This window comes from Pseudomonas sp. DWP3-1-2 (assembly GCF_049896285.1).
Taxonomy (GTDB): domain Bacteria; phylum Pseudomonadota; class Gammaproteobacteria; order Pseudomonadales; family Pseudomonadaceae; genus Aquipseudomonas.
Window position 1 is genome coordinate 417010 of record NZ_JAFCTZ010000001.1, and the last position, 24882, is coordinate 441891.

Here is a 24882-nt window from a genome sequence, read left to right on the forward strand (position 1 = left end):
GCGGATAAATCAACCTTTGAATGGAATCTGGCACAACAGAAAAAGACGAAAGCAGCTCTTCATTGATGAAGATGGTCGAAGCCATCGCCATCAGCCCGCAAGATGCGCGTGAACTAGTTGCTCAGTACGATCGCCAAGCGCGAAGCTCGGCCCCGTCCGCTACGGATGAAAAAATCAAAGAAGCTGTTGTCGATAAAATCATCAGCCGCTATTCAAAGCTTGCTGCGACATCTGGCGCAGCTACTGCCCTACCGGGTGTCATTCCCGTTATCGGCACTATGGTGAGTGCTGTGGGGGGTGGACTGGCGGATATCTCGGTTGCAGATCGACATGACCATGTGCCTAGTGGTAGCTATTAACGGCAAGATGTCCAATGAGGATGCCAAGCACATGTCCTACATCATCGCGCTGTACGGTTCGCTGGAACGGATGGGCTCTGTCGGTGCCAAAAAAATCGCCAGCAAGGCGGGCGTGCGCATGGTACATCAGTATTTGAAGGGACCAACCCTGCAGGTCATCAAGGAGTTGTTCGCGAAGATCGGCATTTCGTTTACACAGAAAGCTGCAACGAAAGTGATCCCCTTCGGAATAGGGGGCATCGTTGGCGGAACGGCGAAATACGCGCTTACTACCTACGTTGGGAAAACCGCTCGTGACACTTTCTGTCTAAATCTAAGAGAAGAGCGGGCCACGGATTAACCTGCCCCGGCACTATGGGCGCGGTGTTAACAGCGCCCCTTCAAAACAGCCGCCTATCCGCAGGAAAATCAAACACCGAAAGCCTCGCCCCCAAAGCCTCCGGATGCGCCGGATTAAACAGGTAATTACAATTCGCCGGAACAATCGCCGTCGGCACCCGATACAGCAGAGAACCCTCGCCCTGCAACCAGTCATCACCCATCTTGCGAGTGGCCAACACATCCTCCGACCAGTCGTCCTTCAGCAGTTCACGCCCATCGATTACGCTAGTGCTTTCCGGCAGTTCAACGCGTAGCAGGGTAAATGTCTCCGGTAATTCCTCGATGCTCAGCTCCATATGGACCAGCACCTCAAGCAATGAAGTGGCCGGCCAGTCGGCAAGGTAGACGATGGGACGACCTTTGGTGTGCCAACGGCCCGATACCTTGGTGCCTCCAATCCCGCTAAGGTCCTTGTAATTCGATATGCGCCATAGAACACGTTCAGTCATGCAAAAAATCCGTGATTGATCCGTTCCAGCACTTCTTCAGCAGCCACATAGCCAGGTGTGGTGGCTGCCGCTTCCAGTGCGGTCAGGCCTCCAAATGCTTTTTGAGCTTTGTTCAGCCAGTGGGCTGCCTTGTCCTTATCGCCGAACACTTGCTCGGCCAGCACTACCAGCTTGCTCACGCGATACAGGCGGTCGCCTTCTTCAGGGGAGAGCCGTTCGCCTTTGGTTCGACGGTGGCGCAGGGTGCGGGCGTTGATGATGCCGACGTTGACTGCGTTGACGCCGTGTTGTGACAGGTTGTCTATTGCTTCCAGCGATACGCCGCTGCGGATAAGCAAATCCATCGGCTGCCCGGGGATGCCCGCCATCAGCTCCAGCACCTGAAAGTCTGGTTGAGTAATCATGCCGTTCTCCACTATTTGGCAATTTGCCTGTGATGATAGGGCAAAATGTCGGGCGTGGGAAATGTGTGATTCCACTGGAATCATGCTGTCGTTCCGCCAATGCGTGCGATCGGGCCGTTTCCGCGTTGTTTGACCAAGCTCATCATCGCCGCCATCCTCTGGCTGGCTATCGCTTTGCTCTGATCATTTGGAGCGTGAGGCTTTGGCTGTGTGGGCTCAGGCCTGGCGGCAGTTCTCACTGGAGTGACGTTAGTTCTGGGTTGAGTCATCAAGTTGAATTCTCCGTTGCGCGCTTTTTCGATCATGCGCAGCAGGTAGGCGAAGGGGTTTCGCATAGCGTCAACAGGGCGTGCGGCCCATTGATCGAGCACGTCCTTGCACAATTCCTCAGTGAGTGGAGCCATGGCGACGATCGCCTTCTGTCGCTGATCCGGCGGCAAAGCCTGGAAGCGAGGTGGGTAGTCGGCCCTAGTATCCACACGCGGTACAAAGCTTTTGAATACATATGTATTTGTATTACTACCTGTACTAAATGAGTTCGGATTCCGAACCGGGTCGAATTCGCCCTGTTTACGGCAGCGTTCGGATTCCGAACCCGGCGGCGGGGTATTCCGAACTGGGCTCAATCCACTGAGTTCGGAATGCTTTTGACTGAGTTCGGAATCGTTTGAGCCGCGTTCGGATTGCGGCACGGGAATGTCCCGCGTGCTTGTGTTTTTGCCCCAGCGCTGCCTTGCAACACGTTGGCCAATGATGTCGAGACGACTTGGAATACGTTGCTCGCGCACATCTGGGTCTTGGGCAAATTCCTCAAGGGTATGCGCAGCGACCTGGCAGATGGATTTATTCGCGTGCTCCAGTGAGTTACCCACCAATTCCAGGTATCCGCGATCGAGCAGCATCGCCTCGGAAATGCTGATCGGCTCGTCGTGGAGCAGGTAGATGTTGCCTTTCATTTGCCCGGTAACCTCGTCACGCACGCGGCCGGCCAAACTCAGCCAGCGAGTCAGGCGCAGCGTTGTCAGTGTTTTGGCTACGGTTTCCCGGGAGGCGACCTTGAACGGCGAAGCAGCCAGGTAGGGCTGCAACTGTTCGTAGGTCGGAAAAGAGGTCAGGCCATCGCTATTGAGCAACAGTCTGAATACCTGCCAGGCGTTTCGCTCCAGCGGCGTCAGACGGTTGTCCAGCAACAGCCGTCTGGGTACCGCTTCATGAGGGTTGCCGGTGAACAGGATGCCGGTATTTTCAGTATCGAGAATAGTTGGCAGTGGTTTGATGTCGCGTGGAGTCGACCTTTGCTCTCGCGGTGCATCGCGACGTTTTTCGTTCAAGGAGTTCGAGGCTGAATCCAGAAGGGCATTCAGCGTATCGAGGTTGCCCGGCGTGAATCTGCGTGACGGGTCGTGCATCACAGCAGGTCCTGTTCAATCCAGCTTTGAAGGGTGTTCCAGGTCATGGTCAGGTTGAGTGGCGGCACGCTATGGGTCATTTTAATTGCGAGTTTTAGCAGGGCACGACTGTCCCGAGGGTCCACCGGATTCTCTCGGTTCAGACTGCTCCAGCGGTCCCATAACGCGCGTTCCTGTTCCTGATTCACTGCTGGCCACCGGCCCTTACGATTGGGCAGGCCAAGCATGGCGCGCCTGAGCGCCACCTCCTTGGCAGACAAGCCGAACAGGTCATGAATCAGCGGCGAGCTTGCTCCGTTCTGCAGCGCGCACATGATCAGTTGATCCTCTTCGTTATCCTTGGCCTGGGCCAGTAGGCGCTGGACGACGGTACTGTCCACCACCACCCGAAACCACGGCACAGGCGCGTTGACCAGCACGCTCATGCACTGCGGCTCGATAAGGTCCTTCAGATCCTGTTCCGCGAAGCCCATAGCCAGACAACTGCGCAACTGGCCGTTGCGCATGTCGTTCAATACCTGAAGTGCAACGGCGAGATTCAGTGGGTGTGCCATGGATGTTTCTCCATTTCAGGAATGTCGGGACGGGTGCTCATGCGCTGGCCTCCAGTTCGATCAAGCGGCGAGCCAGGCGCATCACGCGGAAGACTTTCACCAAGGCTTGATCGCTGAGGCGATCGTTTGCCGAAGCCGCTTGAGATTGCTGTCGGGAGCATCCAAGCATCAACTGACCCAAGTCGCCGGAAAGCACTAATTGACTGGCCTTCGTGTCGCTGAAGCTTCCGCTGAGGGACTCCAGCAGCTTGATGGTCGCTGTAGTGACGGATCCCTGGACAATCTCAACGGTTGCGTCGGGATCCAGGCTGAAACCAATGCCCCATTCGCTGGGGCGGAGAATGTCAGGTGCCTGGACTTCTTCAGCCACTTCGCTGGCCAAGCCAAAGATTTGCTGGCGCAGTTCAGCAGGCTCATCGATCTGCCGTTCGATGTACCAAAGATCCGAGACCGGGTGCAGGCCTCCGACCTGCACGGGGATGGCTTGCAGGCAAGCTTCCTCAAAGTCCGGAATCGGCTCGCCTGTTGCCTGCGCCAGTTGACGTTTCATGGCCTGAGTGCGCGGTGTCAGCCCTGCAATCGGGGTGATGATATGGCTCTGGATCAGTGCCTGTTGATCTTCATCGGAGAGTGGTTCGCGGTCCGACGTGTGATCAGATTGCTGCAGCGGGTCTGGTTCAGGTTCGTGCGGAACAGTGAGTTTACTGTCGTTGGTTGAAGACTCCGCCAATCGCTCTCCAGGCAAGCCGGAGGAGGGTGCAGTCACAGTGGCTTTAGTCGGCGCAGGCGGCAGCTCTTTAGCGGGCGAGGCTTTATCCGTCCCTTTAGTCTCCAGCATATCGAGCTTGAGCCAGTTGTAATCCTTGCCCAGTGGCTCTTGCATCTGATGAATCAACTCATCTTGAAACCGCTCGAAGCTGAAGTCGGGCTTACCGTCGAAGCAGTTCAGTATGTCGGTGAAGAACATGCTGAAATCTATGTCGGTGTCGCGAGTATGTTGCTGCCAGGTTTTCCCAGCGCTGCGCCTGAGTGAGATCAGCCGCTCGATCTGCGGCTTGCCCATCCCGGCGAACAGCAGCGCAGGGATCGCAGGCAGCAGAAACTGCACAGCGTCCTGCATCTTACTGATGTGCGACTGTGAAACCGGGTACCCATCGGCACCCAGTAGCCGCGCGAGCTCCCGTTGGGAGACCGGCTGACCGGCCTCCAGCTCGTAAAACTCCTTGGCCCGATCAATTCCCAATGCGCGCTCGATGAAAGTGAGCTCTCCGTGCATATCGTTCTCGGCCAGGTGGCCGGTCAAGGCGACGATGTCGCCTCGCTTGGGCCATGGGCGGAACAGGCAGTGAATACGGAAAAACTGCTCGTCTCTGGTCTCGGTCCAAAGTTCGTTGAGGATTGCGAGCCGCGTATTGCCACCGTTGCGGATGATGAAATGTTCTTCTCCAGGCTTCCGGGTAATTGGCGGCGGTGCATCCAGGCCGCGACTTTTGATCGAGGCCTTGAGCTCATCAAACAACGGATTGCGATTGATGCGCGGGTTGTGTTCGTAGGGCCGCAGTTTGTCCAGGGTGATGACCATTGGCGTGTCTGCGACGGGATCGGAAAGCTGCGACATCACTGGGCCGTTATTCATGAACGACCCCTGTAGCAGCTTGCTTTTGATCGTCTCGGCGTCGGGAGATTTGGCAGCCATCAGGCATCACCCTCAGCCGCCTGCTCGCTACAGGTCAGACGGTCGATCACCGCATTGGCGCGCTTGAGTTCCTGCTCCAGTTCAAAGCTGCGGAACAGGCGGAACATGATCTCGGCGTTCATGGACCGCTGCGAGTTGCGAGCGATGTCAGCGATCTGATCCCTCAATCCGGTCTCGTAAAAGCGCACAACGAATTTGTCCTGTTTACGGCTGGTCATTTCACTTCTCCTTGTTCCGATCCTTGGTCTGCCAGGGTCTTGTAGTGCCAATCACCGACGTCCAGGCTGACGACTTCAACGTCTTTCCATTGCTCTACCCGGCAGGCGAGCGCGTATACAAAACGGTTGGCGTCGGCCCGGCCGTTTTTCAGGCGAAATACAACGGTGCAGAGGTCTTCGTTGGCCAGCTCAGTTCTGTTATTCAAGATGTTCTTCCTCCACCGCGTAGCTGCCACATTCCGGGCAGGTGTAGATATCCAGCTCTTCGTTCAGTTGTGGATCACAGAAGCGTTGTATCGCCCGGTGCAGGGCAAACTCGGCCATGCAGTCCTTGCAGTTTCCTCGGGGCACTGGTCGTTTGTTCATGCTGATGCTCCTCGCCGATCCCTGGCTTCCAGATTGACGAAACGGGTCTGCGCCGGGATGAATGCGGTGCGCACTATCCCGACAGGTCCGTTTCGGTGTTTGCCGATGATGAGTTCGGCGATGCCTTGATCTTCCGAGTCGGGGTGATACACCTCGTCCCGGTAGATGAAGAGGGTCAGGTCGGCGTCCTGCTCCAGAGCGCCGGATTCGCGCAGGTCGCCGTTGTGCGGGCGCTTGTTGGGGCGGTTCTCCAACGAACGGTTGAGCTGGGAAAGGGCGACAACCGGGCAGTTGAATTCCTTGGCCACGGCCTTGAGCCCGGCGGAAATGGCACCGATCTCCAGGTTGCGATTTTCCTTGCCGGGGCACTGCATCAGTTGCAGGTAGTCGACCATGATCAATCGTGGCTTGCCGTAACGCCGTGCTGCTCGTCGCACTCGGGCGCGTAGGGCGGAGGGTGTGAGTGCGGAGCTGTCATCAACCACCAGGCGTTCGCCGTACTGGTTGATCCTGGCCACGCCGGCGGTGAGCTTGGCCCAGTCATCATCTTCCAGTTGGCCGCGCATGAGTCGTGCGACATCTAGCTGTCCCAGAATTGCGATCATTCGGTACATCAGAGCCTGGGCTGGCATTTCCAGGCTGTAGATCTGGACGCTGTTGGCCGGATCCTGAGCCAGTACCGCATCGACGATGTTAAGCGCGAAGCTGGTTTTGCCCATCGAAGGGCGGGCCGCGACGATGACCAGATCCGCATCCTGAAATCCTCCGGTTTTCTGGTCCAGATCCACCAGGCCGCTGGGTACGCCTGTCACACCATTGCCGTGATTGAAATTGAAATCGACCTGCTCCAGCACTTTCATCAGCGTGTCATTGACGTCGATAAAGCTGTTGGGCGCGTGTCCCTGTCCCAGTGCAAAAAGCTTCTGCTCGAACTCTTCCTGCACCGCCACGCTTTTTGCCTGCGCAGCCGTGGCGCTGCGGCTGCATTCGTGGCCGAGCAGGACCAACTGACGCAGGTGGGAGCGCTCACGGACAATGGCGGCATAGACGCAGATGTTGGCCACCGACGGAGTGTTCTTGGCCAATTCACTTAGATAGCCGAGACCTCCAGCTTCTGGCACTTCGGCCATGGAGTCGGCCACCGTCAGTACGTCGAATCCCTGGTTGGCTGTGGCAAGCGTCTGTATGGCTTGAAAGATGAGCCGGTGTTCGCGCTTGAAGAAGTCCTGCGCGCTTACCGTGTCGGCGATCAGATCCCAAGCGCTGTTGTCGAGCAACAGCCCGCCCAACACACCTTGTTCAGCCTCAATCGAATGAGGTGGTACCAGATCCGTGAGGTTCACGAGGCAAGCTCCTGACCGTCATTGATCGGAGTGCCCATCGTGTCGAAAGCCAGTTTGTCGAAATGGGCGCGCCACTGGGGAAACAGCTCCGAGGCTAGTGATCTCATCACGCTGAATGCTGCCGGGGATCGGCGATTCTGCGGTTGGCGGTATTCAAGGCGATGTGCAGGCGTGCCTTCGGTTGCGGCGCGGCGAAAGCTCACTGCAGCGGGAATGGTGGTGTCCAGCAGATTGATCTGCGGGTGGTCCGCCAGGGTTTCCACCAGCGACTGATAAATCAGATTCGCATCGTTGGTGGCGTCGAGTTTGTTGATGACGATGTTCAGTGGTGGCGTGTGTACGCCCAGCGACGAGAGCGGCTCCAGGTCTTTGAGCAGTTGCTGGGTGCCGCGGTAAAACTCGCGGGCGGCCAGCATGTCAGGCGTGATGGGGGAAATCGCCAGATCGGAACACAGCAGCGCGGTCTCTAGCGTCACAGATCGCGCGCCTTGGGTATCGATCAGGATCAGATCGAAGTCGTCGGCAAACGCAGGTACCAGATTCTTCAGGCGAAGACGCCCGTCAGCCGCGTAAAGCAGCATGTTGCTCAGCTGGTTATGGGGATCGTTGGAAAGGATCAGTGACAGATTGGGGATGCAGGTCTGTGAAATGACCTGATCGGCGCGGGTGTTGTTTTGAGATATCAGTTGGTACGTGCCGCCGGGCGCTTCATGCTCAAGGCGATAAAACGAGGACAACGAAGGTTGTGTGTCGAGATCTATGAGGAGGGTGCGTATGCCAGCGTCGGCGCAGAAAGCGCCTAGATTTGCGGTTACCGTGGTCTTGCCAGGGCCGCCTTTGGTCGAAAGGACCGATGCGATTGTCATGATGCTTGCCTCTAAATCGAATGATTAGAGACAGCGCTTTGACTCACATACTGAAGTGTAACTAGAGGTAAGCTGAAGAGGATTTGGGTGTTTTTGGGAAATTTTCAGCGTTTTACCGAGTTAATCGGTAATAGCGGTAAAAAACCCTACACAACCCACTCAAACCCTTGAATCTACAGCTCTTTAAAAGTGGCTCCACGACCTGGACTCGAACCAGGGACCCAGTGATTAACAGTCACTTGCTCTACCAACTGAGCTATCGCGGAATGAGCGCTATGTTACTGATTGGAATAGAGAAGTCAAGACGCTCTCGAAAATATTTAGCGTATCCCCAACTCGTGTCGTCGGGTTCGATTGTGGGCAAGCTTCTGTGAACGGCGTCGTTCATGGCTAATCTCACGAGGAGCGAGATAGACGGGCTACCCGCGCGCAGCAGCCTCTCAAATGGTTGTGTGGCTGCTCGTTCTTTTCGCGACGATTGGTCCATGTTCAGGGCTGGATTTGCTTGCTCTGCAACAGTCGAGCCTATATTCGATCAACGGCTTGTACAGTGGCGTCCGAGTATTTCGGAATATTGACCGGCTACTGTAATGCGTTCGCCGTTTTTAGGTGAACGAATGAATTTGTTCGGCACTCGAAGCTATATGACCGCTCGCTGGCGGCTTTCCCGCGCGACAGTTCCGGACTTTAACAACCTTGGTTGAAACACATTTTCAAACACCGTCAAATTCCTGGAAGAGCAATGTTTCTGTGATGCATCAGGAACTGCGCGAGGCCACTGCCGTTGCCCATCGTTCGCTGGAGAAACGGCTGCCCTTTATTTCTGTTCACCTCGACAGACGTCTTTATCAGCGCCTGCTCGAAGCCTATTACGGCTTTTATTATTCTATTGAGCGTCAACTGGACCAGGTCCCCAATCTGCAGTCGGCTAACCTCGACGGGCGCCGCAAGGCACCTGTACTGGCCCGTGATCTTCACGCTCTGGGGTTGCCCCCGGAGGGAATAGCCACGCTCGCGTTATGCACCGACCTGCCTGCGGTGGAAAACAACCTGCAAGCGCTCGGTGTCATGTATGTCATGGAGGGAGCCACTCTTGGCGGTCAGGTGTTAAGCCGGGTCGTACAGGGCAAGTTATTGATAGGAACCGACAGCGGTGGTGCATTTCTTGATGTCTACGGGGGCGCTGCAGATCAAATGTGGAAAGACGTTCTGGCGCTTCTTTCGCACGTCGTCGAACCCTCACAGCGCGCGCAAGTCATTCACTCTGCGCGACTCACCTTTAGCAGTTTTGAGCGCTGGCTGGAGCGTTCGGAGGTTTTACGATGATTGTCGACGATGCGAACACCCTTGATCGTTTGCTTGCCAACTGTAATCAGGAGCCTATTCAGGTTCCAGGCGCTATCCAGCCTCATGGGGTGTTGTTGACAATTGACGAGCCGGAGTGGCGCGTGCAGCAGATCAGTGCCAACGCCGAGGCGTTAACGGGCAAGTCTGCCGCTGATCTGGCGGGATTGCCGTTGGCGGATGTATTGGGTGACGAGCAGGCGCAACTCGTACGTCGTGCTGCAGCTGCCCGGTCGCTGGATGATGTAAATCCGCTGGCAGTGAACGTTGGCGGTCTGCGGGCTGACGGGATCCTGCATCGACACGACGGGCTGCTGATTCTTGAAATTGAAGTGCCTGATCAGTTACCTGCGGCTAGCCTGGACAAACTGGATCGTGGCTTGAGCCGCACGTTGCGTCGCCTGCAATCAGCCAAGTCCCTGGAGTCACTTTACGAAATCAGTGTCAACGAAATACAGGCACTGACCGGCTATGACCGGGTACTGATCTATCGCTTTGAGGAAGAAGGTCACGGGCAGGTGATTGCCGAAGCCTCCAGCCCGGGGATGGACGCCTACAACGGGCTGTTCTTTCCGGCTTCCGATATCCCGGCGCAAGCCCGGGAACTTTACCGCTTGAACTGGTTGCGGATTATCCCCGACGCCGCCTATATGCCTGTGCCCATGGTTCCCTTGCTGCGTCCGGACAACCTGCAGCCTCTGGATTTGACTTACTCGGTGTTGCGCAGTGTTTCGCCCATTCACTGCCAGTACATGAAAAACATGGGCGTGCTTTCGTCCATGAGTATTTCGCTGCTCAAGGATGATCGTTTGTGGGGGCTGATAAGTTGCGGGAATCGCCAGCCATTGATCGTCCCTCATGAGCTGCGGGCGGCCTGCCAGGCGATTGGCCAGGTCTTGTCGATGCAGATCAGTGCTTTGCAAGAGCTGGAAATGCTCAGGCAGAGGCAGGCCAAGGAAACGCTGCTCGCAGCCCTTGGCCAAGTGATGCGCGATGCTGACGGGGACGTGCTGCAAGCCCTTGCACAACATCCGGATCAGCTCATGTTGCTGACTGCTGCATCGGGCGCCGCCGTGCTTACGGAAGATAGGCTGCACCTGTTCGGCAAATGCCCGTCCGCCGAGCAGACTCGCGCCCTGTACCAATGGGTCCGACAGCAACCCGGCGCAGTGTTTGAATCCTCCAGTCTGAGCGCCGCCTTTTCGCCCGCGCGGGACTATCACGACGTGGCCAGCGGGTTGTTGAGTTTTTCCCTGCCCAAACCCGTCGATAACGCTGTGCTGTGGTTTCGGCCTGAAGTGAAGGAAAGCGTGAGCTGGAGCGGAAATCCAAACAAACCGCTGGAGCGTGCCGGGACCGATTCCGGCCGTCGATTGCAGCCGCGGGTGTCGTTCGATCAGTGGAAAGAGCAGGTGGACGGCAAGGCCCGGCGCTGGGATGAGGCTGACGTGTTTGCTGCCACCGACCTTCGTCGTTCTGCCCTGGAGACCGATCTCGCTCGTCAGGTCATTCGCGAGCAGGAAGCGGTGCGGGCGCGGGACGAGCTGGTTGCCGTGGTGTCCCATGACTTGCGCAGCCCCATGACCGTTATTGTCATGCAGTGCGGCATGATGCAACGCGTCATGACCGCCGACAGCGTTCACGCCTCCAAACGCATCAGTTCTGCCATCGATACCATGCAGCGGGCGACGACGCGTATGACCAATTTGCTGGAAGACTTGCTGGACACCTCCAAGATAGAGGCGGGCCGGTATTCCATTACACCGCAACTGCTGGACGTCAGTCAGATCTTCGAAGAGGGTTACGCGCTGCTGGCGCCCCTTGCGCTCAACAAGTTGATCGAGCTGGAGTTCCATGCCGAGCCGGACCTGCAAATCCTGGCGGACCCGGAACGCCTTTTTCAGGTGCTTTCCAACCTGATTGGCAATGCGATCAAGTTCACGCCCAAGGAAGGCAAGGTCGAAGTGAAAGCTGTCGCCGAGGACGGGTACGTGAAATTCAGTGTGACGGATACCGGTGATGGCATTGCCCCCGAACAACTGCCTCATGTTTTCGAGCGTTACTGGCGTATCCGTGAGGGCAACCCGACCGGCACCGGGCTTGGGCTTTATATTTCCATGGGCATCATCAAGGCCCACGGTGGGGATTTGCAGGCCCGAAGCGAGCTGGGTCAGGGCAGCGAATTTGTATTTACCGTGCCCCAGGCGGAACCGCCACGGGCCAGCGCTGCCTGAGGTTATGACGCGGCGTCGGGGGCAGCCGGAAGCATGCAGGACGCCCTCGAAGTCGAGGAAACCCGATTCGCGCCGGACCTGAGCGTCGTTTGCAGACTGCCGGGTCATTAATGTCGTTGATTTATCCGGCTTTGTTTGGACAACGGGAGACGGTTCTATATTCTTGCGGTATCCATCACTCAGGGACGGCGGGCACGTTGCCACATCGGCATACATTCACGTGCCTGTTTTCTGCCTCGCCAAGGAAATTCCATGAGCACTGCCAGCACGCCACTGTCCGGCGTCAATCAGCCACTCAAGGGTATCGCCCTTATTGTTCTGGCGACGCTTCTCTTTTCTACCCATGACACGCTGTCCAAGTACCTGTCAGGTTTTTATCCCATCGTCATGGTGGTTTGGGTGCGCTATGTGGTGCATACCCTGTTGATGGCCTGCATTTTCATGCCCTCGGCGGGGCTGCGGGTATTGCGTACCAAGCGCCCTAAACTGCAAGTCATGCGCGCACTGTGCCTGTTGGGCACCAGTCTGTTTTTCACGACCGGGTTGATGTTCATTCCGCTGGCTGAGGCCACCGCCGTAAACTTCCTGGCGCCCTTGCTGATCACGGCGCTGTCCGTGCCGTTGCTGGGGGAGCATGTGACTCGCAAGCAATGGGCAGCAGTGCTGGTCGGTTTCGTAGGTGTGCTGATCATCGTTCACCCCGGTGGTGAGCTGTTTACGCCCGCCAGCCTGTTGCCGCTGTGTTCAGCGTTGTGTTTTGCCTTCTATCAGCTGCTGACACGCATGGTGAGTGCTCATGACAGCCCTACCACCAGTAATTTCTTTGCGGGCTTGTTCAACACGCTGGTCATGACGGCCTTGGTGCCGGTGTTCTGGCAAACGCCGCAGCTCAAGCATCTGCCGTTGATGCTGGCGCTGGGCACCTGTGGCATGGTTGCGCACTTGCTGCTGACGCAAGCGTATCGCTTCGCAGCGCCCGCAATGCTTGCCCCCTTCAGCTATTGCCAGATCGTGTTCGCAGGTCTGCTGGGCTATCTGGTGTTTGATCATGCGCCGTCACTGACGGCTCAGTTCGGTATTACCGTCATTTGCCTCAGTGGTCTGGCCGCCGCCTGGCAGCAGCGTCGCAAGGGTTGATTCAGGCCGGCGGCATTCATTATTGCAATGCAATTGCTGCCCCTGGGTTCTGCTGACGGGTTTACCATGTGTACCCCTTTTGCCGCGTCGGTTTTGTGGGTGTTCTGTCTCGTTTCGCCTGGCGCGGTCTGTTTTCTTTTTTTTCAACCCAGGAATTCATGCATGAACATTGATCAGATATCCCTCCCTAAAGGAGCCGGCCCCCATGCTGAAAAACTGTTTGAAGCCATTACTCAGGCGGGTTCCGTCAGCGAGTTGAATCGGGCGGGCGGCAAGGCTGAAGGTTTTGTGCTCGGGCTGGAGACCGCCAAGGTGATCAAAAGCCAGGTCGCCGAACGTCTTTACGTGGAGTTCGATGATGCTGCCACTCAGCGCGAAGCGGAGCTGACTGGCTGATCAGCAGGACCGGTCAGCGCCGATGGACACTGATCGAGCGATCAGCCTTGATCCTCAGGCGTATGCCCCCATAAATTCGTTTCCTACTCGAATGCCGTTGGAGAATGTCTATGTATCCTGATGTCCATCTCTTTATCGACGGTCAGTGGCGGGCCAGCCGTGATGGTCGAACCCTGCCAGTCATCGACCCGGCTACCGGTCAGACGCTGGGAACCGTGGCCCATGCAGGCATTACCGATCTCGACGAAGCGCTGGGCGCTGCAGAGCGGGGTTTTGCGGTGTGGCGTCGGACTTCTGCATTCGATCGCTACAAAATCATGCAAAAAGCGGCGCAGTTGCTGCGCGAACGCGTCGACGCTATCGCGCCCATGCTGACGCAGGAGCAAGGCAAGCCACTGGCTGAAGCGCGTACTGAAACCCTGGCCGCCGCCGATGTCATTGAGTGGCTCGCCGAGGAGGGGCGCCGCAGCTACGGGCGCATCGTTCCGTCTCGGGGTGCGGGAATCGAACAAAAGGTCATTAAGGAGCCTGTTGGGCCAGTCGCCGCATTTACGCCCTGGAACTTCCCGATCAACCAGGTGGTGCGCAAGCTTTCCTCGGCACTGGCTGCGGGCTGTTCGATCATCATCAAGGCTCCGGAAGAAACCCCGGCCTCACCTGCTGAATTGATTCGCGCCTTTGCCGATGCGGGCGTGCCTGCCGGTGTCATCGGTCTGGTTTACGGAGATCCCGCGCAGGTTTCCAGCTATCTGATCCCCCATCCAGTGATCCGTAAAGTCACGTTTACCGGCTCGACACCCGTGGGCAAGCAATTGGCAGCCTTGGCCGGGCAGCACATGAAGCGCGCCACGATGGAGTTGGGTGGCCATGCCCCGGCGCTGGTGTTTGATGATGCTGATCTTGATCTGGCGGCGCGGGCACTGACCTCCTCGAAGTTTCGCAATGCAGGCCAGGTATGTGTTTCACCCACGCGCATCCTTGTGCAGCGTGGGGTGTTCGACGCTTTCACCGAGCGATTTGTCGGTCTGATCCGTGAAATCAAAGTCGGTAACGGGCTTGATGCCGCAACGACCATGGGCCCGGTTGCCAATGATCGACGTATCCCGGCCTTGTCGGCTCTGGTAGACGACGCGACGGCGGCAGGGGCGTTGGTGCACACCGGTGGGCGGGCTATCGAAGGGCCGGGTTATTTTTTCGAACCGACGGTACTCAGTGGCTTGACCCGCGAAATGCGCATCATGAACGAAGAACCCTTCGGGCCGGTTGCTCTACTGGTGCCTTTCGACAGTCTTGAAGAAGCGTTGGAAGAAGCCAATCGCGTGCCATTCGGGCTTGCGTCCTATGCGTTCACGACGTCAATGAAAACGGCAAATGCACTGAGCACTTATATCGAAGCGGGCATGTTGTCGATCAACCACTTGGGCATCGGCTTGCCGGAGATTCCGTTCGGCGGGATCAAGGATTCAGGCTATGGCTCGGAAGGCGGCACTGAAGCCATCGAGGCTTACCTCAATACCAAGCTGGTGACGCAGTTTAACTAGCACGGGTATCACGCTGTCGCGGACGGCGAGACCTTCACGGATCTCGCAGTCCGGCGACGTCAACCAGGGATCATGAAGAGCAGTGCAGGGGTTATTCCTTCGCCTGCAAGCCATTCTGTTTCATGATCAGGTTTTTCTCCTTTTTATATTGCAAGGCAACTTCCGGGGCCGGGCCGCTTTTGCCTGTTTCCATCCAGCGACGCAAACGGCTGGCATCGGCGAAGTGGGTGTATTTGCCGAACGCATCGAGGATCACTACCGACACGGGGCGGTTGGCCATGCTGGTGAGCAACACCAGGCAGTGTCCCGCCTGATTGGTGAAACCGGTCTTGGTCAACTTGATGTCCCAGCCGGACTTGCGCACGAGGTGGTCGGTATTGCTGAAGCCCAGGCTGTACGTAGGTTTGCGGAAAGTGACGGTTTTCTCCGGCGTGGTGCTTAATTCGCTCAACATCGGGTATTTTCGTGCGGCGAGAACCAGTGTGGTGAGGTCACGAGCGGTGGATACGTTGTAGACAGACAAACCGGTAGGTTCGACATAGACCGTGTGTTTCATGCCAAGCGCCTTGGCTTTGGCGTTCATCGCCTGGATAAACGCCGCGTAACCACCGGGATAGCTGTGGGCCAGGCTCGCAGCAGCGCGGTTTTCCGACGACATCAGGGTGATCAAAAGCATCTCTTTGCGGGGCAGTTCGCTGCCGAGCTTGACCCTGGAAAATACGCCCTTCATTTCCGGCGTTTGCGAGATGTTGACCGGTATAACTTCATTCATGGGTTGTTTTGCGTCGAGTACGACCATCGCCGTCATGAGTTTGGTCACCGAAGCGATGGGCACAATCACGTCCGGATTACTGGCGTACAGCACTTTGTTGGTTTGCAAATCCACGACCATCGCGCTGCCGGAGGCAAGATGCAGTTGGGAGGGGTCGCGTGAAATCGCGGCGGGTTCATTCGCCTGGGCACTGATCGCGAGTGCCGGGCCTGTAAGGACAAACAATAGGCCGAGAAGAGGAAGAGTAATTTTCAAACGAAATGCTCACTAGGAATGGAATGCACGATAGCGCACGGAGTTCTAAACAACGCTTCATTCTAGGAGGACGCTTCGTCAGTGTCGATGGGGGCTGTAGGGCGTTTCACTAATAAAAGTAAGGCGACAGGTAATGTTCAGTATTTGGCAGGAAATACCCTTAAAAGTGAAGTTTGATACGCGATAGTCGTGGTGCCTAAAGCGCGCAACGATTAGCATCCCATGCCATCGATAGTTGTCTATGCAGGCTGAAGGAGGCACGCAATGCTCAAGGGATTTATCAGTAGGGATTACGTTGTATTGGTGATAGTCGCCGGTGCCGTCGCTGTAATCCTGTCAAGCCTGGGGTTTTTTTCCAGGCCTGCCGATTGGGCGGGCTGGATGCAGGCAACCGGGCTGATTGTCGGGATGATGGTCGCGGTGTCTGTACCTGCCATTCAGCGCAAGCAAGAAGCTGCAATGCTGCGTCAGCAGTTGCGTGAGCGTGAGACCGGTTACGCCCGTCGTATTCAATACTTCTGCGGCGAACTCAGCGAACTGCTCGCCAAGACCAGTGTAAGCCTCAGCCATTTGCGCGCCTCGGACCGGCACCGCCTGCAGAACACCTTGCAGGATTACCTGCATCGTCTTTTTGAATCGCATAAACAGGACTTGAACGACGATCGGGTCGTCATCGCCTACGAACTGCGGCAAGTGGCCAATGACCTGATCGATGAGCTTGAGAGCGGCCGAGCGGATCGGGTCGTTTTCATGGGGCTCGAGAAACGCCTGCAAAAGCTGGCGCATCGGTGTCAGGTAAACGCTGCCATGGCCGAGCGCACCTGAACGCTGCTCTGGCAAAAAAGCCCGCAGCGGGGAAGGGCGCGGGCAAGAGGTTGTCTGGAGTAACGTGCGATTTATCGGTGGTAAGAACCAGTAAGCGGAGCTATCCGTTGAGTTGGGCACCGTCTATTTTTTCGGACAGCGCCTGTGCCACGGTCAATGAGGCCAGCGGCCCGCTAACGGGTTCGCCGTTGTGCATCAGATACCAGCACGCCAGCAGGCCGCGCGCTCTGAGGCTGGCCGGAACCGCGCTGCCCACGACTGACATGATTTGAACCTTGACCATAACTGCCTCCTCAATCTATGCCGCTACTTTAAGACTCCAGGGTTCGATGCAAAAATCATTGCTCTCGATAGTCGACATTGACGATAACTACGCAGACCTACCAGCTCAGGGATGTCACTCGACGACCTGATCAAGCATGGCCACCACTTCCTGATCGGACAGCAGACCTTTTTCAACCAGACTTTGTGCCAGAAGGGCCAGAAACTTCGCGGTGCGATGCCCTTCAAGGCTCTTCAGTTCAGTCAGGGCGCTGTAAACCTTGTTAGAGGTGCAAAGCCCGGCGACCCGGTGAGGGTGATGTGTCGGCATAGACGCATTCCTTGTTTTTATGTGATTCGAAAGTGCGGATGGCGTGCCCGCTGAGTCACTGCACGCTGATAATGGCCGATTCCGAGTTCAATCAGTGTCCTGTGAAGTGCCCTGTCAATATCTGCAGTCGAACTGTCTTCCCTGAGGTTGATAAACAACAACCCCGCCAAGGAGGCGGGGCTGGAGGTCGGCTGTTACCAACGACCGCGATCATAGTAGCCACGGGGTGGGCCATAATAGCCCGGCGGTGGGCCATAATGGCGTGGTCGGTAGTAAACGGGCGGTGGCACGATCACCTGATAGCCCGGCTCGTAATAAACCGGCGGCGGAGGTGCCTGGACGTAAACCGGCTGTTGAACATAAACAGGTTGAGACGGCTCAACATAGACGGTTCGGTCATGGCCGGACGAAACCACAGCACCCACTACTGCAGCGCCAACAATGGCACCAAACACTGCAGGGCCACCCCAGCCATCGCCGCCATGGGCGTTGGCCTGGCCTGCAAGGGCTAGGGCACCTAGTAACAAGGCAACCTTGGGGATTTGACGAATCATGACTGTTCCTCGTTTTTCAACCCCGTTGTCGCGAGCTTGCGTTGTTCTCAAGCACTGCCACGGGATAATTCTAAGACAGCGGTTTCAGGTAAATCTGCGAAGCCATTGCGTAAATTTTGTGTAAGGTATCCGGCCTGTTTCAACACGCCGGATTCACTTACATCACACAATGTGAATAGTACGCTTGCCCAACAGGGATTATCCAATACCGTTGAGGAGAAAAAATGTCCGTTACCCCCAACAAGGAAACACTGCTGTGTATGTCACTTGCCGGCCGCCCCGGTAACTTCGGTGTGCGTTTTCACAATCACTTGTATGAGCAACTCGGCCTCAACTTCTACTACAAGACGTTTACGACCGATGATCTGCCTGCTGCAATCGGAGCCATTCGTGCGCTTGGCATTCGAGGCTGCGGGGTGTCCATGCCGTTCAAGGAGGCTTGCATTGAATGGGTGGACGAGATGGAGGCTTCTGCAAGCGCCATCCAGTCGGTGAACACCATCGTCAATACAAACGGCCATCTGAAAGCGTACAACACCGACTACATCGCAGTGGCACAGCTGCTGGAAAGTCGAGGTGTGCCGCGTACCGAGTTTGCCCTGCGGGGCAGCGGCGGCATGGCCAAGGCGGTTGCCTGTGCAATGCGCGATGCTGGCTTCACCGAAGGGGTGATCGTGGCCCGTAACGAAAATACCGGGCGCGCCCTGGCCGATAGCTGCGGCTTGCGCTGGCAATCGGAATTGGGGGTCGAGCGCCCGCGGTTGCTGGTCAATGTCACGCCGCTGGGCATGACGGGCGCGCAGTCTGACGAACTGTCGTTCAGCGAGCAGGCTATCGAAGCTGCAGAGACTGTTTTTGATGTGGTGGCTACACCGTCGGACACGCCCTTGATCCAGGCCGCGCGGCGTCAGCACAAGCGCATTATCAGCGGCGATGAGGTGGCCGCCATCCAGGCGCTGGAGCAGTTCGTGCTGTACACCGGAGTGCGCCCGACCCCTGAGCAGTTTGAGCGGGCTGCGGCGTTTGCCCGTGGCTGACAACCCCTTTCAGCCCTGTTTCCGGACCGGGAAAACAGGGTAGGGCGTTCTGGCGGGCTACAGGCTACTCAAGTTTTGCCAGGCGCTCCTCAAGGGCTGCTATGCGCGCTTCCAGCTCATCCAGGCGTTCGGTGGAGGGTGAGTGGCCGGTGCTGCGCTCTGGCGCGTGCTGTCGATTGGCGAGTATTTCCTGAAGCTCGTCGGGATGCCCCAGGCGATGCATGTAGCGGTCTTCCCGCTGCCCGGACTGGCGTGGCACCAACATGGCCATGCCGCGTGCAATCAGCCGTTCCAGTTGGTGAACCACTTGCTCGCTGTCTTCGAAGTCATGCATTCGGTTGCTGCGGGTGAGCAACTCGTTGACCGTCTGTGGGCCGCGCAATAGCAACAGCCCGGTCAGAATGACTTGCGCGGGGACCAACTCCAGCGCCTTGTCGACCTTGTGCTCCCAGCGATCAGCACGGCTGCCCATCACCAGTCGCGTCAAACGACGGCCTTCGAGCGCGCGCAGGCTTTGCCCGACCTGACCCGGCGTCAGGTTCATCACCGGGTCACGGCTGGTTTTCTGATTGCAGGCGGTCACCAGGGCGTTGAGGGTCAGTGGATAGGTTTCCGGGCTCGTTGCCTGCTTCTCGATCAGGCAACCCAGAATGCGCAGCTCCGTACTGCTCAGGTGGAGTGACTCGGTCACATCAGAAGACGACGTCGGAGACTGTTCGATAGACATGGCGCTTTCCATAGGCGATGGCGGGGGATCAGCCTAGGCTGTGTGACCGATATTTTCCAGCTTCCAAAAACACTGCCTGCCTGTTTTCGCCGATCAAGGCAGTAAAGACCCGCTGCGTCGCGGGGTAGGCGTGTCTATAATCCCTCACCTCCCATTCAGGATTTACCATGACTATTTCTTTGTATTCCGCCTCCGTCCCGGTGTTCCAGCAAATGCTCAAGGCACTGAGCGAGATCCTGGTTAAGGCTGAAGCCCACGCCACAGAGAAAAACATTCAGCCAGAAGCGCTGCTGCAGGCGCGCCTGTTTCCAGACATGCTTAACTTCACCCGTCAGGTACAAATCGCGGTCGACTTCGCTAAGGGTGCTTCTGCACGTCTGGCGTGTGTGGAAATGCCGCAATACGACGACACGGAAACTTCATTCGCCGAGTTACAAGCCTTGCTATCCAAGACCCTGGCATTTATCGGAACCATCAAGCCCGAGCAGATTGACGGTAATGAAGGGATTGAAATCATTCTTCGTCCGGGCACGCCGAAAGAAAAGCGCTTTACCGGTCAGACCTATTTGCTGAGCTACAGCCTTCCGCAGTTTTTCTTCCACGTGACCACCGCCTACGACTTGCTGCGTCACAACGGCGTCGCCATCGGTAAACGTGACTACATGGGCGCGGTTTAAGCTGCGTCGTGCATTGAGTTACTGATCCGCCAGCGCCGGGTCTAGACCGTGTCGGTAAACAGCTTGTGTCGCGCACTTTCAGTGATGGCGACAATGCCGGGATGCTTGACCTTGCGTTCTACGGAAATGGCGTAGAACGACTCGGTCACTGCATCGGTCTGGCCCAGCAATACAACGCCGTACTGCGCCTGCACCTCATCGGCGATGACGCTGGGTGCAATGAAGATCCCGCTGCCTGACTTGCCGAAGGCTTTCATCAGTGCGCTGTCGTCGAATTCTCCGATAATACGCGGTTGCACATTTTGATCCGCAAACCAGCGCATCAACCTGCTGCGCACCACGGTTTCCTGTCCAGGAATCAGTAAAGGTGCGCCCTGCATCCCGGCAGGGAAGTCTTTGCCGTAACGCTCGGCCAGCTCAGGCGTGGCAAAAAAGCTGATCCCGCACTCGCCCAGTTTCTGGCTGTAGCCCTTTATATCCAGATGCGAGGGCATGGGACTGTCGGAGATGACCAGGTCCAGTCGCTGGATCGCCAGGTCCGCCAGCAACCGTTCCAGTTTGTCCTCCCGGCAACTGATGCGCATGGGCTCTTGCAGCTCCATGGTGGGGGCAATGAGTCGGTAAACGATGGATTTGGGCACCACATCGGCGACGCCAACCCGAAACAGCACCTGCTGCTCATGAGGCTGAGCCCTTAACATCGCCTCCAGCTCATTACCCAGCTGGAACATTTGTTCGGCGTAGGGAAGGGCAAGTCGTCCGGCTTCTGTCAGCTCCAGTTGCCTGCCGACACGTTGAAACAAATCCACGCCCAGGCTCTGTTCCAACAGGCTGATTTGCCCGCTGATGGTTTGCGGGGTCAGGTTCAATTGATCGCATGCACGAACAATGCTGCCGGTTTTGGCCACCACCCAGAAGTAATGCAACTGACGATAATTGAACATGAGCTTTCCCGATTCGGTATGGCCGAAGTATACGCCTTGAAAATACGAATTTTACTGAAGTGTTCTGCTGTCTAGAATGCGGCCTTCGCCGGACCGAGCAAAAGCGTTTGGCTCATTTGATGAGGTATCCATGATCAAACCAATGCGTATCGCTCTTGTCACATTTACGTTAATTGTATTAGCTGGCTGTGATCAGGCCGAAACATCCGCCAAACAACTCTTGAACACCGCAGCCGACGCCGCTAAACAGGCTGTCGACGAGACACATAAGGCCGTAACCCAAGCGCTCGAGGAAACCAGGCAGGATCTCTCAATGGCGCATCCCGAGTCCCCACCCAAAACAGAAAAAGCAGATCAAGAAATCTGATTTCGTTATCAACTGAACCAGGGCATCACTATGGAATACCTTTTAGAACTCGCGACAAGTCCGGCAGCATGGATTGCATTGGCCACTCTTGTGGTCATGGAGGTCGTGCTCGGGATCGATAACCTGATCTTCATTTCGATTCTTACCAACAAGCTGCCCGCGCACCAGCAGCAAAAAGCCCGCAGGTTGGGTATCGGCATGGCGCTGGTTCTGCGCCTGGGCCTGCTCAGCACCGTGGCCTATATCGTCCAGTTGACAGAGCCGATCGTCGAAGTATTTGGCCAGACGTTCTCCTGGAAGGACATGATTCTGATCGCTGGTGGTCTTTTCCTGCTCTGGAAGGCAACGACAGAGATCCACCATAGCGTGGACATCAAGACTGAAGCCGAGAAAAAAATCGAATCGACCATGACCCTGAGTATGGCCGCCGCTATTGGTCAGATCCTGATGCTGGACCTGGTGTTTTCCATCGACAGCATCGTGACGGCCGTGGGCATGACCGAACACTTGCCGATCATGATCATCGCTGTGGTCAGCGCGGTAATCGTTATGCTGGTGGCCGCTGACCCGCTGGCGAAGTTCATCAATGACAACCCGACCGTGGTGATGCTGGCACTAGGGTTCTTGATCATGATCGGCATGACATTGATCGCCGAAGGCTTCGGTGCACATGTGCCTAAAGGATATGTGTATGCAGCCATGACCTTTTCAGCGTTGATCGAGGGGCTGAACATGCTGTCGCGCAGAGCCAGGCTCAAAAGGGAAGCCGCTCAGGCGTCTGAAGCGCTGTAAGTAAGCGTCAAACAAAAGGTCGGTGCGGTGTGATAACCGTCACCGACCTTTATTGTCCAGATTCAGTGGGCGGCAGCAGGCCGTTCTTTGCTTGGTTCTTCAGGCTTGGTGGGGGCCGGATCGATCTCGCGGTGATGATGGCGACGAGAAACTCGCATCACCCCCCATAGCATCGCGGTCGCAACGGCTATCCATGCGGCAATCAGCATCACGATTGTCATTGCCAGGCTCATAAGTCCTCCACGGACCTTCCTTTCTATCCAGTCTTTCTCATCGACAGTCTAGCCCCGGGGTTGTTGCGGTAAATTGACCAATGGTCGCGGTCATAGGACCGATTTGGCATAGCGAGGCGATCAGACTGCGCATTGAGGCTATACCCACGCGCTGGGTCGCCCTATGATCGGCGTTCAAGTCAGGCCGCAAGTGGCCGACGCCTGTTGAAGTGAGTGAACATGTTGCTGGAATTCCTTCGATCGCCCGTCGTTGCCGGAAAACGGGTCGGGTTAGCCATGACCTTCATCCTGGCCCTGGCCGGCTGTGCTTCAGCTGTTACCCCCGAAATTCAACGACTGCCGGACCGGGTTGAGCTTTATAACGTACCGTTCTTTCGTGGCAACGCGTATCAGAGCGGCCCCGGCGCACTGGCCAGTATGTTGGCCAATCAGCATGTCCAGATCACTCCGGGTTTGCTCGACAAGCCCCTCCAGTTGCCAGGCGCAGAAGATCAACTCGAACAGAACATGGCAAAACTGGCCCGGGAATACGGCTTTCTCGTATACCCGCTGGATGACGGCTTGCAATCATTGCTGACGCAAGTTTCCGCCGGCTACCCGGTCATGCTGCGTTTTTCCGACGGTACGTTTCTCAAGGAGCCGCGCTACGCGGTGATGGTGGGCTATGACCGTATCAAGCAGAAAGTGTTGCTGCACGCAGGTATGAACCGGCGCTTCATGATGAGTTTCGGCAGCTTCACGTCGGCCTGGGAAAATGCAGGAAGCTGGGCAGTGCTGATTCAAAGTCCCCGCCAATTGCCTGCCGCTCTCAACGAGCAGCGCTGGACAAAGGCGGCGGAGCAACTGGCTCAGGCAGGGCAGGAACAGGCCGCCGGCGAGGCGATCAAGGTATTGAAAGCGCGGCAGGCAACCCATTGAAACGGGCGCCCCAGGGCGCCGCTATCCAACAGTCAAAAACCCAGCTTGTCTCTCAGGCTGTAGTACCAGGCCCCCAGCGCGGTCAGTGGAGTGCGCATCAATTCTCCGCCGGGGAAAGGGTAGTGGGGCAGTTCAGCAAACGCGTCGTAGCGTTCCGCCTGGCCTCGCAAGGCCTCGGCAAGCACCTTGCCCGCCAAATGCGTGTACGTCACGCCGTGGCCGCTGCATCCCTGCGAATAATAGATGTTGTCGCCAAGCCGACCGACCTGAGGCAATCGGGATAGCGTCAGCAGGAAGTTTCCGGTCCAGGCGTAATCAATCTTCACTTCCCTGAGCTGTGGGAACGCTTTAAGCATCTTGGGCCGAATGATCGCTTCGATGTTGGCCGGGTCCCGGGCACCATAGACGACGCCACCACCAAAAATCAGGCGTTTGTCGGCAGAAAGACGGTAATAATCGAGCAGATAATTGCAGTCCTCGACGCAATAATCCTGGGGCAGCAGCGTCCTGGCCAGTTCGTCACTCAAGGGTTCGGTGGTAATCACCTGCGTGCCGCAGGGCATGGACTTGGCGGCTAACTCAGGCACGAGATTACCCAAGTAAGCATTGCCTGCGACAATAATGAACTTGGCTCGAACCTTACCTTCGGCGGTATGCACCACGGGATTGGCGCCACGCTCAATACGAACGGCCGCCGATTGCTCATAAATCGCGCCGCCCAGCGACTCAACGGCGTCCGCTTCCCCCAGCGCAAGATTCAACGGATGGATATGCCCACCACTCATGTCGAGCATCCCGCCGATGTACTGGTCGGACGCTACCACTTCCCTAATGCGGGCTTTGTCCATGAGCTCCAGCTGCGTATGACCATAACGCTCCCAAAGCCGTTTCTGCGCTTCAAGATGACCCATCTGCTTGGGGGTGAGCGCCGCGAACACACCGCCGTCCTTCAGGTCGCACTGGATCTTGTATCGGGCAACACGATCACGAATGATCGTTGCGCCCTCGAACGCCATCTGCCCCAGCAACTGAGCTTGCCTGGGGGCGACGGTGCGCTCGATGACATCGATATCCCGGCTGTAACTGTTGACGATCTGTCCGCCATTACGACCCGATGCGCCGAAGCCGACCTTTGCGGCTTCCAGCACGGTTACCCGAAAGCCATGCTCCAGTAGAAACAGCGCACTGGACAGGCCCGTGTAGCCCGCGCCAATGACACAGACGTCCGTTTCCACGTCGCCCTGCAACTGCGGCCGAGGCGGTGCGGGGTTTGCCGATGCCGCGTAATAAGACTGCGGATAAGGAGTGTTCGTCATCCTTTAACCTCCGTTTAATATTTTTTACGAGTTGCGCGATCCTACCGGAGATCAAAATCCTGCACCAGCCAGTACTAAATTAAACGCGAAAACGACGAAACGTAAAAAATACGCATATTCATAGGGTTAGCGCGAAAAAAGGTGTTGACACACATTCAGATATCCGTAGAATGCCG

The 24882-nt window shown here is 56.8% G+C and carries 31 protein-coding genes and 1 tRNA gene; 13 read left to right on the forward strand and 19 right to left on the reverse strand.

Going from position 1 to position 24882, the window contains the following annotated elements:
• The first annotated feature begins 20 nt into the window (after positions 1–20).
• Together ACP7B0_RS01985 and ACP7B0_RS01990 are read left to right on the forward strand one after the other, a co-directional pair.
• Entirely contained in the window at positions 21–359 is a 339-nt protein-coding gene (locus ACP7B0_RS01985) for a hypothetical protein (RefSeq protein ID WP_426139247.1), read from the forward strand.
• Between the two features lie 31 nt (positions 360–390).
• The gene (locus tag ACP7B0_RS01990; protein ID WP_426139248.1) at positions 391–699 is read left to right on the forward strand and encodes a hypothetical protein; all 309 of its coding nucleotides are present in this window, start codon (positions 391–393) and stop codon (positions 697–699) included.
• Positions 700–739: 40 nt separating this feature from the next.
• Here the strand turns inward: ACP7B0_RS01990 and ACP7B0_RS01995 are convergent, their stop codons facing one another.
• The 11 genes from ACP7B0_RS01995 to ACP7B0_RS02045 form a co-directional block, all read right to left on the reverse strand.
• Positions 740–1189 (reverse strand): RES family NAD+ phosphorylase, encoded by a 450-nt coding sequence (locus ACP7B0_RS01995; protein ID WP_426139249.1) that lies wholly within the window; start codon positions 1187–1189, stop codon positions 740–742.
• Complete coding sequence (locus tag ACP7B0_RS02000; protein ID WP_426139250.1) at positions 1186–1677, reverse strand: antitoxin Xre/MbcA/ParS toxin-binding domain-containing protein; 492 nt, start codon at positions 1675–1677, stop codon at positions 1186–1188. The genes ACP7B0_RS01995 and ACP7B0_RS02000 overlap by 4 nt, the downstream gene beginning before the upstream one ends.
• Entirely contained in the window at positions 1674–3002 is a 1329-nt protein-coding gene (locus ACP7B0_RS02005) for an STY4528 family pathogenicity island replication protein (protein ID WP_426139251.1), read from the reverse strand. Before ACP7B0_RS02005 ends, ACP7B0_RS02000 begins: the two co-directional genes overlap by 4 nt.
• Complete coding sequence (locus ACP7B0_RS02010) at positions 3002–3556, reverse strand: DUF2857 domain-containing protein (RefSeq protein WP_095093981.1); 555 nt, start codon at positions 3554–3556, stop codon at positions 3002–3004. The genes ACP7B0_RS02005 and ACP7B0_RS02010 overlap by 1 nt, the downstream gene beginning before the upstream one ends.
• Positions 3557–3593: 37 nt before the next feature.
• On the reverse strand, positions 3594–5252 hold the full coding sequence (locus ACP7B0_RS02015; protein WP_426139252.1) for a ParB family protein: 1659 nt from the start codon (positions 5250–5252) through the stop codon (positions 3594–3596).
• Positions 5252–5470 carry an Arc family DNA-binding protein gene (locus tag ACP7B0_RS02020; protein WP_426139253.1) on the reverse strand — a complete coding sequence of 73 codons (219 nt, stop codon included), beginning with the start codon at positions 5468–5470 and terminating at the stop codon, positions 5252–5254. Before ACP7B0_RS02020 ends, ACP7B0_RS02015 begins: the two co-directional genes overlap by 1 nt.
• Positions 5467–5676: a hypothetical protein gene (locus ACP7B0_RS02025; protein WP_426139254.1), complete on the reverse strand. Its 210-nt coding sequence runs from the start codon at positions 5674–5676 to the stop codon at positions 5467–5469. The genes ACP7B0_RS02020 and ACP7B0_RS02025 overlap by 4 nt, the downstream gene beginning before the upstream one ends.
• Positions 5669–5836, reverse strand: a complete 168-nt coding sequence (locus tag ACP7B0_RS02030; protein WP_426139255.1) for a hypothetical protein — start codon at positions 5834–5836, stop codon at positions 5669–5671. The genes ACP7B0_RS02025 and ACP7B0_RS02030 overlap by 8 nt, the downstream gene beginning before the upstream one ends.
• Complete coding sequence (gene dnaB / locus ACP7B0_RS02035) at positions 5833–7179, reverse strand: replicative DNA helicase (protein WP_426139256.1); 1347 nt, start codon at positions 7177–7179, stop codon at positions 5833–5835. The genes ACP7B0_RS02030 and dnaB overlap by 4 nt, the downstream gene beginning before the upstream one ends.
• Positions 7176–8045, reverse strand: a complete 870-nt coding sequence (locus tag ACP7B0_RS02040) for a ParA family protein (RefSeq protein ID WP_426139257.1) — start codon at positions 8043–8045, stop codon at positions 7176–7178. The genes dnaB and ACP7B0_RS02040 overlap by 4 nt, the downstream gene beginning before the upstream one ends.
• A gap of 190 nt (positions 8046–8235) precedes the next feature.
• Positions 8236–8311, reverse strand: a tRNA-Asn gene (locus ACP7B0_RS02045).
• Positions 8312–8798: 487 nt separating this feature from the next.
• Between ACP7B0_RS02045 and ACP7B0_RS02050 the strand changes: the two genes are divergently transcribed.
• The 5 genes from ACP7B0_RS02050 (at position 8799) to ACP7B0_RS02070 (ending at position 14697) form a co-directional block, all read left to right on the forward strand.
• Complete coding sequence (locus tag ACP7B0_RS02050) at positions 8799–9371, forward strand: biliverdin-producing heme oxygenase (protein WP_426139258.1); 573 nt, start codon at positions 8799–8801, stop codon at positions 9369–9371.
• Positions 9368–11623 carry an ATP-binding protein gene (locus ACP7B0_RS02055; RefSeq protein ID WP_426139259.1) on the forward strand — a complete coding sequence of 752 codons (2256 nt, stop codon included), beginning with the start codon at positions 9368–9370 and terminating at the stop codon, positions 11621–11623. Before ACP7B0_RS02050 ends, ACP7B0_RS02055 begins: the two co-directional genes overlap by 4 nt.
• 252 nt (positions 11624–11875) lie before the next feature.
• Entirely contained in the window at positions 11876–12760 is an 885-nt protein-coding gene (locus ACP7B0_RS02060; RefSeq protein WP_426139260.1) for a DMT family transporter, read from the forward strand.
• Positions 12761–12922: 162 nt separating this feature from the next.
• A complete protein-coding gene (locus ACP7B0_RS02065) occupies positions 12923–13156 on the forward strand; it encodes a hypothetical protein (RefSeq protein WP_426139261.1) in 234 nt (77 codons plus the stop codon).
• Between the two features lie 110 nt (positions 13157–13266).
• Positions 13267–14697: an NAD-dependent succinate-semialdehyde dehydrogenase gene (locus ACP7B0_RS02070; protein WP_426139262.1), complete on the forward strand. Its 1431-nt coding sequence runs from the start codon at positions 13267–13269 to the stop codon at positions 14695–14697.
• A gap of 91 nt (positions 14698–14788) precedes the next feature.
• Here ACP7B0_RS02070 and pbpG read toward each other — a convergent pair whose 3' ends face one another.
• The gene (gene pbpG / locus ACP7B0_RS02075) at positions 14789–15724 is read right to left on the reverse strand and encodes a D-alanyl-D-alanine endopeptidase (protein ID WP_426139263.1); all 936 of its coding nucleotides are present in this window, start codon (positions 15722–15724) and stop codon (positions 14789–14791) included.
• A gap of 264 nt (positions 15725–15988) precedes the next feature.
• On the opposite strand from pbpG, the gene ACP7B0_RS02080 reads away from it, so the two are divergent.
• Positions 15989–16549: a hypothetical protein gene (locus ACP7B0_RS02080; RefSeq protein WP_426139264.1), complete on the forward strand. Its 561-nt coding sequence runs from the start codon at positions 15989–15991 to the stop codon at positions 16547–16549.
• Positions 16550–16649: 100 nt separating this feature from the next.
• Here ACP7B0_RS02080 and ACP7B0_RS02085 read toward each other — a convergent pair whose 3' ends face one another.
• The 3 genes from ACP7B0_RS02085 to ACP7B0_RS02095 form a co-directional block, all read right to left on the reverse strand.
• A complete protein-coding gene (locus ACP7B0_RS02085) occupies positions 16650–16832 on the reverse strand; it encodes a hypothetical protein (protein ID WP_426139265.1) in 183 nt (60 codons plus the stop codon).
• Positions 16833–16946: 114 nt separating this feature from the next.
• Positions 16947–17141, reverse strand: coding sequence for a hypothetical protein (locus ACP7B0_RS02090; protein ID WP_426139266.1), 195 nt, complete (start codon positions 17139–17141; stop codon positions 16947–16949).
• A gap of 194 nt (positions 17142–17335) precedes the next feature.
• The gene (locus ACP7B0_RS02095; RefSeq protein WP_426139267.1) at positions 17336–17695 is read right to left on the reverse strand and encodes a hypothetical protein; all 360 of its coding nucleotides are present in this window, start codon (positions 17693–17695) and stop codon (positions 17336–17338) included.
• A 224-nt stretch (positions 17696–17919) separates the two neighbouring features.
• Between ACP7B0_RS02095 and ACP7B0_RS02100 the strand changes: the two genes are divergently transcribed.
• Positions 17920–18732 carry a shikimate 5-dehydrogenase gene (locus ACP7B0_RS02100; protein ID WP_426139268.1) on the forward strand — a complete coding sequence of 271 codons (813 nt, stop codon included), beginning with the start codon at positions 17920–17922 and terminating at the stop codon, positions 18730–18732.
• Positions 18733–18796: 64 nt separating this feature from the next.
• Here ACP7B0_RS02100 and ACP7B0_RS02105 read toward each other — a convergent pair whose 3' ends face one another.
• Positions 18797–19459: a YceH family protein gene (locus ACP7B0_RS02105; RefSeq protein WP_426139269.1), complete on the reverse strand. Its 663-nt coding sequence runs from the start codon at positions 19457–19459 to the stop codon at positions 18797–18799.
• 167 nt (positions 19460–19626) lie between these two features.
• On the opposite strand from ACP7B0_RS02105, the gene ACP7B0_RS02110 reads away from it, so the two are divergent.
• Complete coding sequence (locus ACP7B0_RS02110) at positions 19627–20136, forward strand: DUF1993 domain-containing protein (protein ID WP_426139270.1); 510 nt, start codon at positions 19627–19629, stop codon at positions 20134–20136.
• A 41-nt stretch (positions 20137–20177) separates the two neighbouring features.
• Here the strand turns inward: ACP7B0_RS02110 and nhaR are convergent, their stop codons facing one another.
• A complete protein-coding gene (nhaR, locus tag ACP7B0_RS02115; protein WP_426139271.1) occupies positions 20178–21080 on the reverse strand; it encodes a transcriptional activator NhaR in 903 nt (300 codons plus the stop codon).
• Positions 21081–21210: 130 nt separating this feature from the next.
• Between nhaR and ACP7B0_RS02120 the strand changes: the two genes are divergently transcribed.
• Positions 21211–21447 (forward strand): hypothetical protein, encoded by a 237-nt coding sequence (locus tag ACP7B0_RS02120; RefSeq protein ID WP_426139272.1) that lies wholly within the window; start codon positions 21211–21213, stop codon positions 21445–21447.
• Between the two features lie 30 nt (positions 21448–21477).
• On the forward strand, positions 21478–22239 hold the full coding sequence (locus ACP7B0_RS02125) for a TerC family protein (RefSeq protein ID WP_426139273.1): 762 nt from the start codon (positions 21478–21480) through the stop codon (positions 22237–22239).
• A 62-nt stretch (positions 22240–22301) separates the two neighbouring features.
• Here the strand turns inward: ACP7B0_RS02125 and ACP7B0_RS02130 are convergent, their stop codons facing one another.
• On the reverse strand, positions 22302–22472 hold the full coding sequence (locus ACP7B0_RS02130; protein WP_426139274.1) for a hypothetical protein: 171 nt from the start codon (positions 22470–22472) through the stop codon (positions 22302–22304).
• A gap of 219 nt (positions 22473–22691) precedes the next feature.
• Between ACP7B0_RS02130 and ACP7B0_RS02135 the strand changes: the two genes are divergently transcribed.
• The gene (locus tag ACP7B0_RS02135) at positions 22692–23390 is read left to right on the forward strand and encodes a peptidase C39 family protein (protein ID WP_426139275.1); all 699 of its coding nucleotides are present in this window, start codon (positions 22692–22694) and stop codon (positions 23388–23390) included.
• 32 nt (positions 23391–23422) lie between these two features.
• On the opposite strand, the gene ACP7B0_RS02140 is transcribed toward ACP7B0_RS02135, so the two are convergent.
• Entirely contained in the window at positions 23423–24706 is a 1284-nt protein-coding gene (locus ACP7B0_RS02140) for an NAD(P)/FAD-dependent oxidoreductase (RefSeq protein ID WP_426139276.1), read from the reverse strand.
• Positions 24707–24882: the final 176 nt, after the last annotated feature.

Excerpts from the sequence above, each read along its gene's own strand:
- ACP7B0_RS01985 (WP_426139247.1), top strand. The coding sequence starts at position 21 with ATGGAATCTGGCACAACAGAAAAAGACGAAAGCAGCTCTTCATTGATG.
- ACP7B0_RS01990 (WP_426139248.1), top strand. The coding sequence starts at position 391 with ATGTCCTACATCATCGCGCTGTACGGTTCGCTGGAACGGATGGGCTCT.
- ACP7B0_RS01995 (WP_426139249.1), bottom strand. The coding sequence starts at position 1,189 with ATGACTGAACGTGTTCTATGGCGCATATCGAATTACAAGGACCTTAGC.
- ACP7B0_RS02000 (WP_426139250.1), bottom strand. The coding sequence starts at position 1,677 with ATGATTCCAGTGGAATCACACATTTCCCACGCCCGACATTTTGCCCTA.
- ACP7B0_RS02005 (WP_426139251.1), bottom strand. The coding sequence starts at position 3,002 with ATGCACGACCCGTCACGCAGATTCACGCCGGGCAACCTCGATACGCTG.
- ACP7B0_RS02010 (WP_095093981.1), bottom strand. The coding sequence starts at position 3,556 with ATGGCACACCCACTGAATCTCGCCGTTGCACTTCAGGTATTGAACGAC.
- ACP7B0_RS02015 (WP_426139252.1), bottom strand. The coding sequence starts at position 5,252 with ATGGCTGCCAAATCTCCCGACGCCGAGACGATCAAAAGCAAGCTGCTA.
- ACP7B0_RS02020 (WP_426139253.1), bottom strand. The coding sequence starts at position 5,470 with ATGACCAGCCGTAAACAGGACAAATTCGTTGTGCGCTTTTACGAGACC.
- ACP7B0_RS02030 (WP_426139255.1), bottom strand. The coding sequence starts at position 5,836 with ATGAACAAACGACCAGTGCCCCGAGGAAACTGCAAGGACTGCATGGCC.
- ACP7B0_RS02040 (WP_426139257.1), bottom strand. The coding sequence starts at position 8,045 with ATGACAATCGCATCGGTCCTTTCGACCAAAGGCGGCCCTGGCAAGACC.
- ACP7B0_RS02050 (WP_426139258.1), top strand. The coding sequence starts at position 8,799 with ATGCATCAGGAACTGCGCGAGGCCACTGCCGTTGCCCATCGTTCGCTG.
- ACP7B0_RS02055 (WP_426139259.1), top strand. The coding sequence starts at position 9,368 with ATGATTGTCGACGATGCGAACACCCTTGATCGTTTGCTTGCCAACTGT.
- ACP7B0_RS02060 (WP_426139260.1), top strand. The coding sequence starts at position 11,876 with ATGAGCACTGCCAGCACGCCACTGTCCGGCGTCAATCAGCCACTCAAG.
- ACP7B0_RS02065 (WP_426139261.1), top strand. The coding sequence starts at position 12,923 with ATGAACATTGATCAGATATCCCTCCCTAAAGGAGCCGGCCCCCATGCT.
- ACP7B0_RS02070 (WP_426139262.1), top strand. The coding sequence starts at position 13,267 with ATGTATCCTGATGTCCATCTCTTTATCGACGGTCAGTGGCGGGCCAGC.
- ACP7B0_RS02080 (WP_426139264.1), top strand. The coding sequence starts at position 15,989 with ATGCTCAAGGGATTTATCAGTAGGGATTACGTTGTATTGGTGATAGTC.
- ACP7B0_RS02085 (WP_426139265.1), bottom strand. The coding sequence starts at position 16,832 with ATGGTCAAGGTTCAAATCATGTCAGTCGTGGGCAGCGCGGTTCCGGCC.
- ACP7B0_RS02090 (WP_426139266.1), bottom strand. The coding sequence starts at position 17,141 with ATGCCGACACATCACCCTCACCGGGTCGCCGGGCTTTGCACCTCTAAC.
- ACP7B0_RS02095 (WP_426139267.1), bottom strand. The coding sequence starts at position 17,695 with ATGATTCGTCAAATCCCCAAGGTTGCCTTGTTACTAGGTGCCCTAGCC.
- ACP7B0_RS02100 (WP_426139268.1), top strand. The coding sequence starts at position 17,920 with ATGTCCGTTACCCCCAACAAGGAAACACTGCTGTGTATGTCACTTGCC.
- ACP7B0_RS02105 (WP_426139269.1), bottom strand. The coding sequence starts at position 19,459 with ATGTCTATCGAACAGTCTCCGACGTCGTCTTCTGATGTGACCGAGTCA.
- ACP7B0_RS02110 (WP_426139270.1), top strand. The coding sequence starts at position 19,627 with ATGACTATTTCTTTGTATTCCGCCTCCGTCCCGGTGTTCCAGCAAATG.
- nhaR (WP_426139271.1), bottom strand. The coding sequence starts at position 21,080 with ATGTTCAATTATCGTCAGTTGCATTACTTCTGGGTGGTGGCCAAAACC.
- ACP7B0_RS02120 (WP_426139272.1), top strand. The coding sequence starts at position 21,211 with ATGATCAAACCAATGCGTATCGCTCTTGTCACATTTACGTTAATTGTA.
- ACP7B0_RS02125 (WP_426139273.1), top strand. The coding sequence starts at position 21,478 with ATGGAATACCTTTTAGAACTCGCGACAAGTCCGGCAGCATGGATTGCA.
- ACP7B0_RS02130 (WP_426139274.1), bottom strand. The coding sequence starts at position 22,472 with ATGAGCCTGGCAATGACAATCGTGATGCTGATTGCCGCATGGATAGCC.
- ACP7B0_RS02135 (WP_426139275.1), top strand. The coding sequence starts at position 22,692 with ATGTTGCTGGAATTCCTTCGATCGCCCGTCGTTGCCGGAAAACGGGTC.
- ACP7B0_RS02140 (WP_426139276.1), bottom strand. The coding sequence starts at position 24,706 with ATGACGAACACTCCTTATCCGCAGTCTTATTACGCGGCATCGGCAAAC.